The sequence below is a fragment of the Acidobacteriota bacterium genome, from assembly GCA_020853395.1.
GTDB lineage: Bacteria > Acidobacteriota > Vicinamibacteria > Vicinamibacterales > SCN-69-37 > JADYYY01.
In genome coordinates this window covers 432,188-440,033 of the sequence record JADYYY010000011.1, presented here as the reverse complement: position 1 = coordinate 440,033, position 7,846 = coordinate 432,188, and the positions used below count along the sequence as shown (strand labels likewise).

Annotated in this window: 7 protein-coding genes; 5 read left to right on the top strand and 2 right to left on the bottom strand. The window is 69.6% G+C overall.

Annotation, left to right across the window (positions count from 1 at the left end):
* A partial coding sequence (locus IT184_13150; protein MCC7009749.1) for a hypothetical protein occupies positions 1–513 on the top strand: 513 nt, incomplete at its 5' end.
* A 157-nt stretch (positions 514–670) separates the two neighbouring features.
* Here IT184_13150 and IT184_13145 read toward each other — a convergent pair.
* A complete protein-coding gene (locus tag IT184_13145; GenBank protein ID MCC7009748.1) occupies positions 671–1,432 on the bottom strand; it encodes a class I SAM-dependent methyltransferase in 762 nt (253 codons plus the stop codon).
* A gap of 84 nt (positions 1,433–1,516) precedes the next feature.
* Between IT184_13145 and IT184_13140 the strand changes: the two genes are divergently transcribed.
* Genes IT184_13140 through IT184_13130 form a run of 3 tightly spaced genes read left to right on the top strand, consistent with a single transcriptional unit; the run spans position 1,517 to position 5,923 of the window.
* A complete protein-coding gene (locus tag IT184_13140) occupies positions 1,517–2,347 on the top strand; it encodes a hypothetical protein (GenBank protein ID MCC7009747.1) in 831 nt (276 codons plus the stop codon).
* The gene (locus tag IT184_13135) at positions 2,344–3,252 is read left to right on the top strand and encodes a hypothetical protein (GenBank protein MCC7009746.1); all 909 of its coding nucleotides are present in this window, start codon (positions 2,344–2,346) and stop codon (positions 3,250–3,252) included. Before IT184_13140 ends, IT184_13135 begins: the two co-directional genes overlap by 4 nt.
* A 19-nt stretch (positions 3,253–3,271) precedes the next feature.
* On the top strand, positions 3,272–5,923 hold the full coding sequence (locus IT184_13130; protein ID MCC7009745.1) for a glycosyltransferase: 2,652 nt from the start codon (positions 3,272–3,274) through the stop codon (positions 5,921–5,923).
* On the opposite strand, the gene IT184_13125 is transcribed toward IT184_13130, so the two are convergent.
* Entirely contained in the window at positions 5,901–6,728 is an 828-nt protein-coding gene (locus tag IT184_13125; GenBank protein MCC7009744.1) for a class I SAM-dependent methyltransferase, read from the bottom strand. The genes IT184_13130 and IT184_13125 overlap by 23 nt on opposite strands.
* A 122-nt stretch (positions 6,729–6,850) precedes the next feature.
* Here IT184_13125 and IT184_13120 point away from each other — a divergent pair, with 122 nt between their 5' ends.
* Positions 6,851–7,813 carry a glycosyltransferase gene (locus IT184_13120; GenBank protein MCC7009743.1) on the top strand — a complete coding sequence of 321 codons (963 nt, stop codon included), beginning with the start codon at positions 6,851–6,853 and terminating at the stop codon, positions 7,811–7,813.
* Positions 7,814–7,846: the final 33 nt, after the last annotated feature.

Sequence of the window (7,846 nt, the reverse complement as noted above, 5' to 3'; positions counted from 1 at the left end):
GGCGACGCCGCGGCGCGGCTCGGGGACGAGCCGCTCGCCTCGCCCGACGACACGTGGACGCAGGACGGCGACGCGTGGACGACCACGGCGCCGGAGGCCGGCACGCTGCACGTCCTGCGGTGGACGCAGCCGGTCGAACTTACGCCGGGCGACGACGCGCGGCTGACGTTCCAGTCGCAGCTCTCGGCGATCGACGCCCGGGCGCACGTGCAGGTCAGCCTCGACGGCGAGACCTGGATGACGCTGGCGCTCGTCGGTGTCAGCGACGCCTGGCAGGACGTGGAGGTGGACCTGTCCGCGTTCCGCGGCCTCGTCGTTCACGTCCGGTTCGCGTTCGAAGGCGCGACGACGGCCACGGGGGCGACGACCGACGCGTGGAGTGTTCGGGAAGTGCGGATCCAGACCGGCACGGGACCCACGGCATCGGTTCGCCACGTCACCCTGCCGGTCAGGGGCGCGACGATGACGCTCCCAAGCAGGCGTTCGCCGGCGAGCGAGCACGTCACGAAGTAGGCCGTCGAAGCCGCCGCGGCCATCGGCGCGTCGGCGGCTTCAGGTCAGGCAGTGAGTCAGCACGTCGAGTTCCTGGATGTCGCGCTCGTGGGCGCCCATCGTCGCACTCGATGGAGACGACGCCGGCCTGTGCTGATGATTTGGTGCTGCAGGACCTTCAGGCCGGCTTCACGCCGATCGTGACCAGCAAGTACCCTTGGTTGTACGTACCGAGGGCCGCGTCGCTCTTGTCGGCCATCCATCTGGCCAGCTCGTTCCGCAGGGCGTGCCCCACGGGCAGGAAGTTCAGCGCGTGGTGCGCTCCGACCGAGAACTCGGGCAGCGGCTGCAAGCCCGCCGCGCGGAATTCATCACGTAGTGTGTGTACCGGCACTTCGATGCCGTAGATCCAGGTGCCGTCGGCCTCCTGCATGTCCTTGCCGATGCGGTACGCCAGCGAGGCCGCGTTCGGCACGAGCGACAACACGCGCCGGCGCGTCACACGCGCCTGGTCGGCGAGCATGGGATGCCGTTCGGGCTCGGTGAAGTGCTCGAGCAGGCCGGAGCTCCACACGGCGTCGAACGCGTTGCCGGCGAACGGCAGCGGCTGCATCGCGTCCGCCTGGATCACGTCGACATGGACGCCGAGATACTGCGCACAGCCGCGCGCGAACGCCAGGCTGTCGGCGCTGATGTCGAGCAGCGCGACCGATCGGCCCGCGAGCGCGAGCGCGAGCGAGATTTCGCCCGACCCGCTGCCGATCTCGAGCACGCGCTCTCCGGGTGCGGTCGCGTCGAGCACGGCTCGTCCCCACGACGAGAGCTCTCCGCGCTGAAGGCGGCCGAGCACGTCCTCGCGCAAACCTGGATACACGATGACGCGATGCCACTCGTCGCCGCTTAGACGCGAGTCGTGGTCACGCTGAGGCAACTGATCCACGGTGGTTGAAGCTTGGCGAGGCGTCCTGCTGGAGCCGTGCCGCCGTTGGCTGACGGTATGATAGCCCGTCGTCGATCCCGCCCCATGTTCGTCACCGACCGATTCGTCTACCTGCACCTGCCGAAGACCGGCGGCACGTTCGTGGCGTCGGTGCTTGCGCGCATTCACGCACGACGAGGCGACGCGGTCGAGACCATCTGGGTCGATCCGGCGCATCCGCCGGCGCTGCCGCCGATATCCCGGGGCCGGGCCGCGCGCATCATGCTCACCACGCGCAACCAGCACGGCACACGGCGCGATATTCCGCCGCTCTACGCCGACCGGCCCGTGCTCGCGACGATTCGCAATCCTTACGAGCGCTACGTGTCGCAATACGAGTTCGCCTGGTGGCGGCATCAGCCCGACATGTTCGGTCCGATCGACGATGTCCGCCGCCGCTATCCCAGCTTCCCCGCCCTGAGCTTCGAAGACTACCTCGACTTGGCGAACAGCGCGCTCTTGCCTTTCCGGGAATCCGTGGCGTCAGACGACTCTCCCGGGATGCACACGCAGCAGTTTCTCGAGTACTTCTTCCGCGACCCGCACTCGGCGTTCGCTCGTCTGCTCGCCGGGACGTTGTCGGCCGACGACGCCGCGCGAGAGCTGACGGGGCTGAGGCTGCTGAACCAGTGCCGCCTGAACGACGACCTCGCAGCCGCTCTCGATGAGATGGGATACGCCGCGGACGAAGTCGACACCGTACGGCGCGCCGCGCGAGTGTGGCCACCGGAAGGCGGGCGCGCGTTGGACGCACCGTGGGAGCGTTACTACTCCAAGGAAACGATGGCGATGGTCGCACGAAAGGAGCGGTGGCTGTTCGAGTGGATTCCGGAGTTCAGGACGCTGGCGCGCGCCCTGTCGAGCTGTGTCGAATGACGACGACACGCGAACCGGCCAGCACGCCAGGAGCGCCGGACGATCTCGAGCGCCGGCTGGCGCCGCTCATCGCGTGTCCCCTTCCGTTCCACCTCAATCGTGAATGGCAACCCTGCGCGGTGCTGGAGCAGGGCTCGGCGCCGCATCGGCTCATCGTCCTGTCACTGCCGAAGGCCGGCACGTACTATCTCGCCGAGTTGCTGCGCGCGTGGGGCTCGGCGCCGACGCATCTGCACGTGTCGCTCGGATCCACGTGGGACTACCGGCAGCGCACGCTCGACGAAATCCGGGCCGACAGCTTCCGTTACGAAGTCGCCGTGCCGCTCGAGCAGTCGCTGGCCCTTGTTCGCGAAGGCCAGTTCGCCGTCGGCCACATCGAGCACACGCCCGCCGTTGCCGACCTCCTGCGGCCGTTCCGGAAGATCTTCATCTACCGCGACCTGCGCGACGCGCTGATCTCGCAGATGCGATTCCTGGTGAACAACCCGTCCACGGCCGGGCGCATCGGCGCGTGGAAGGACCTGCCGGACGGCGCGGCCAGGATGGCGGGGTTCCTCGCCGACCCGAAGGAAACGGACTACATGTTCGGGCTGTTCCATCGAATGCGCCCCTGGATCGACCAGGACGACGTGTTCGCGCTCTCGTTCGAGGAGTTGCACGGCGACGTGTCCGATGGCGCGCGACAGGCCCGGCTCGGCGCGCTCCACGCGTTCGCCGGAGCCGCGCCTTCGGACGAGGCTCCCGCGGCCACGGCAGACCGGCTGCGCGGCTGCAAGGCCATCACCTGGTCCGGCGAACGCAGTGCTCGGCCACGTCACTGGAGCGACGAGGCGGAGCGGCTGTTCGTTTCCCTCGGGGGACATGAGTTGAACGCGAGCTATGGCTACCACGCCTCGCGGGAATGACGCTCCGGAGCACGGCCGCGTGCCCGACGCGGCGAGCGCCGAGCCGGTGCGAGACGCGGCGGAACCCGAGTCGCACGAAACGACCAGTCACCTGACCGCTACGATCGGTCACCAGCGCCGCGAGATCCAACGCCTCGCCGCCGAGCTTCAGGCGTCGGCTCACCTGCTCGATCAACGGACGCAGGACCTGTCTCTCTTGGGCGCCGAGGTCACGCGCCTCACGATGGACTTGCAGTGGAAGCCGCCGCACTCGCGCGAACGCGTGCTCCGATGGCTGCGGCACCTGATCCGGAGCGCGGGACGGCGGGTCCGCCAGTCGCTCGTGCCCGCCCTTCGCGTTCCGGTGCGTGCAACCCGAGGCGCCTACGCGTCGCTCGTGCCGGCGCGCGCCCGAGCAATGCTCGAGCAGGCGCTCTCGCGTCAACTCATGACGTGGCCCACCTACGCGTTCGATCGGTACAAGCGGACGCGCCAGGATCTCTACGGCACCGACGTCGGGTCGCTTCGCGTGCCCGTCACGCCTGGTCTCGTCTCCATCGTCCTGCCGGTGTACAACGGCGAGGCGACCGTCCACGAGACGATCGACAGTGTGCTCGCCCAGCGCTATGGCGCCTTCGAGCTCATCGTCGTCGACGACGGCTCGAGCGACGACACGCCCGCGATCGTGGAGGCGTACGCGCGCCGCGATCGTCGCATTCGCGTGGTGCGCCAGGACAACGCGCGGCTGCCGCGGGCGCTGTCCAGAGGATTCCGTCTCGCGACCGGGGAGTTCCTGACGTGGACCAGCGCCGACAATCGGCTGAAGCCGGCCTTTCTCGAGGAGATGGTCGCCTGCCTCGGCCGTCATCCCGAGTGGGACATGGCCTACGGCGACCTCGACCTGATCGGCGAGCACGGCCGGCTCCTCACGGGCACGACGATCTGGGATGGGTGCCAGCTCCCTCCTGGCAGCGGCCACGTGCACCTGCCGCACGTCCCGGCCGAGCTGAACGTCGTCGCCAACAACCACGTCGGCGCGACGTTTCTCTATCGGCGGCGCGTCCCCTATCTCGTCGGTGACTACAGCCCGCACCGGTTCATCACCGAGGACTACGACTACTGGATGCGGATCAATGCGCTGATGACGCTGCGTCATGCGGACGTGGACGAGCCGCTCACCGACTACCGCTTCCACGATCGCTCGTTGACGTCGCGGTGGCACGAGTTCGACATGTGGCGCCGGCGCGACCGGCTGATGGTCTTCGAAGACTTCCGGCGCGACTTCTATCTCGCGCCGATGCTCTGGATTCTGGACGGCGACGACGGCGCGCTGCGCCGCGCGCTCACGGCGGCCATCGCACGCGCCGGCCATCTGATCTACGACGAGACCTACGCGGTCGACGACCTGCCGCCGTTCGGCATCCCGATCGTGCATGCGTGCACGACGGCGGACCCGGCAGCCGCCGGGAATCCGCGGCCGTCACTTCCTCGATCCGCACACCGCGTCTTGCTCACGTCGGCTTCGGTCTTGCCGGATGTCGTGCCGGACGGCTGGACGTGCTGCATCGCGCTCGGCGCACCGAGCACGTTGCCGGACCTCCGCGACTATCGCGGCTGGATGGCGGCGAGCGACGTCGGCACGGTCTTCCAGGCGATCGATGCCCGCGTCAAGTCGGACTCGCTCGCAGAATGGGAACAGATCGCCGAGTCCGCTCCTCGCGGCGCACTCGACGCGTCCGTCGTGATTTGCACGGTCGAGCCGAGCGATCGTCTCCGCGAGTCGATCGCAGCCGTCGCCGCGCAGTCCTTCGATCACGCCCGCTACGAGGTCATCGTCGTCGCAAACACGCCTGCACCGCAGGCCGCGCTGCGCCAGACGATCGACGAGCTTCGCGCCGCCCACTTCTCCGCCCGCCCGGACCACCTGCGCTCCCTCGTGTGTCCCGTGCCCGGGCTTTCAGCCGCGCGGAACGCAGGGCTCGCCGCCGCCAGAGGCGACCTCGTCGTGTATCTCGACGACGACGCGGTGGCAGAGAACACGTGGCTGGCGGAACTGCAGGCGATCTTCGCCGCTCGCCCGCAGGTCGGCGTGGTCGGTGGACACATCCTGCTGCGAATCCCCACGCCGCGGCCGGCCGCGCTGCGCCCAGGCTGGGAGAAGTACTGGAGCCACTACGTCACCACCTTCACGGAGTACACGGAGGTCGAGGACTGGCGGCAGTTTCCCTGGGGCGCCAGTTGGGCGGCACGGCGTGAAGCGCTGCTGCGGATCGGGGGCTTTCGCAGACGATACGGACGCCGAGGCACGGACTACTGGGGGGGCGAGGAACTGGTGGCGGCGCTGCTCGTTCGCCGCCTGGGCTACGCGGTCGGCGTGCATCCGCGCGCGGTCGTCCACCATGCCGTGACGCCGGCGCGCATGTCGTTCGCGCACGTGCGGCGCACGATCGCCGCCGGCCTTCTGGTCGGGTATCACGCGCAGCGGGACCTGTATCTTCCGTGGAGGCCCGGCGGCCCACCGCGCGCGATCCCCGCCCTGCTCCTGAGCCATGTCGATCGGACGGTGGAACCGGGAGCGAGCCGCTGGCGAGATGCGCTCTATCGCAAGCTCGGCCAGCTCCGGCTCCTCGCGGCCGAGGCGTCGGATGTCGTCCGGCGCCTGCGGCGGCCTACCGTCGCTCGCCGATCATGAGCAGGAAGTCGCTCGCGATGAGCTCCGCATCGATCAGCGCGTCCTCCGCGAGCGCCACCAGATCGATCACCTGATCGGCCTCGCGGTCGTCGTCCACGAAGTTGTGCATGATGCCGTTGTAGAGCAGGTGCTGCAGCGTGCCGCCGAGCGGCCGGCGCGCCACCGACGCAAAGCGCTGATCGAAGAGCCGAACGATCTCTCCCGATCGGATCGCCGCCGAGAGCGATTGCGCCGTCACGGCCGCGGGATCCGGCCTGGCTTCGCTGAACTTCGTCGCGCCCCAGGGGAAGCGCCGCAATCGCTCAGGGACGCGCGTCAGGATCGCCCGCACCAACGACATCTGCGTGTCGGTCCACTGGAAGCGCGACGGGCCCGTGTAGCCTTCGATCACGAACACGCCGCCCGGGGCGAGCGCGGCGTACACCTGATCGAGCAACGCCTCGAGCGCCACGATCTGGTGGAGCTGGTGGCACACGAGCACCAGATCGTAGGCGCGGCGCGGGAGGCGCAGCGCGTTGAGATTCGCCGTGTCGAAGAGGCCGGCCGCGCCGCTGCGGAGGCGGTTGGCTTCGGCGCGTCGAATCGTCTCGGCGTCCGAGTCCACGCCGTCGACCCGCGCGGCGAACCGCTGTTCGAAGAGGAACGAGCTGCGAAGCCCCTCGCCGCACGCCAGCTCGAGCGTGCGATCGAGCGACCCGCCGCGGCGCGCCGCGACCCACGCCTCCCAGGGCAGGCCGTCGATGAGGCCGCGCTCGCGGTAGTGCCTGGCGACCGCCGGATGGTCCAGCCACGAGGCGCGGCTCACGGAGGGAGGTGCGGCGTCCGGCATCACCTGGTCTATTCTTTCGCGTGCGCACGCCCGCGCGCGACGATCGCGTCGCGCAGGCGCGAGGCCACTCGTGGCGTCACCGCGCGACACCACATGCCATGCCGGACATCTCGATCCTGATTCCGACCTACACCGCGGCGGATTTCATCGATCGCACGCTGCGGATCGCCCGCGGCCAGACGCATCCCCACGTGTCCATCCTCGTCTCCGTCGACGCCTGCGCGGACGGAACGCTCGACCGCGTCAGGGCACACGCTCGCGACGATGCGCGCATCGTCGTGTTCGCGCAGGAGCACCGGCTCGGCTGGGCCGCCAACGTCAACTTCCTGATCGACCAGGTCCGAACGCCGTACTTCTTCGTCTACTTCCACGACGATGTGATCGTGGCCGAGTACGCGGCGAGGCTCGTCGCCGCGCTCGAGGCAGCCCCGGACGCCGCGAGCGTCCACGCGGACGTACAGCACTTCGGCGCGTCCGACCAGCTCTCGCGAGGCCGCGAGTACGCGGGGCCGGCGCCGCGACGCCTGTTGTCGTTCATGCTGGCCCCCCATCGGGGGTCGCCGCTGCGAAGCCTCATCCGGCGCGATCGCGCCGGCCATCTTCGCCTGCCCGATCACGGCGCGCAGGGCTATCTCGCGAACGAGCCGTTCCTCCTCGACCTCATCGCCGCCGGACCGGCGCTCCACGTTCCCGCCCCGCTCTACTTCCGGCATCACTTCCGTCCTGGCGGCTTGACCGCGGCGTGGCGTCACATCGATGCCACATCGGCGATGACGGCGCTGCGCGCGCACGCCGCACGCGCGGTGACGACGCTCGAGCGCGTCGCGGGACCAGACGCCGCGCTCCGATCTCTCCTGCTCTCCGCGGCGTGGTTCTGGCTCGCTCCCCACGTCGAGGAACTGGAACGCCGCACAGGGCGCGCGACGATCGCCGGCCCGGCCGATCTGCACCCGGCGTTCGCACAGCTCGCGGATCCGGCCGCCTTCGAAGCCTGCGGCGCCGGGATCGCCGGCTGGTATGCGGAACGTTGGCATCGGTCAGGTGTCGGGCGGGCGTGTTGACGTGGAGGAGCGCGGGCGGCGCCCTTCGCGCAC

Excerpts from the sequence above, each read along its gene's own strand:
- IT184_13140 (MCC7009747.1), top strand. The coding sequence starts at position 1,517 with ATGTTCGTCACCGACCGATTCGTCTACCTGCACCTGCCGAAGACCGGC.
- IT184_13135 (MCC7009746.1), top strand. The coding sequence starts at position 2,344 with ATGACGACGACACGCGAACCGGCCAGCACGCCAGGAGCGCCGGACGAT.
- IT184_13120 (MCC7009743.1), top strand. The coding sequence starts at position 6,851 with ATGCCGGACATCTCGATCCTGATTCCGACCTACACCGCGGCGGATTTC.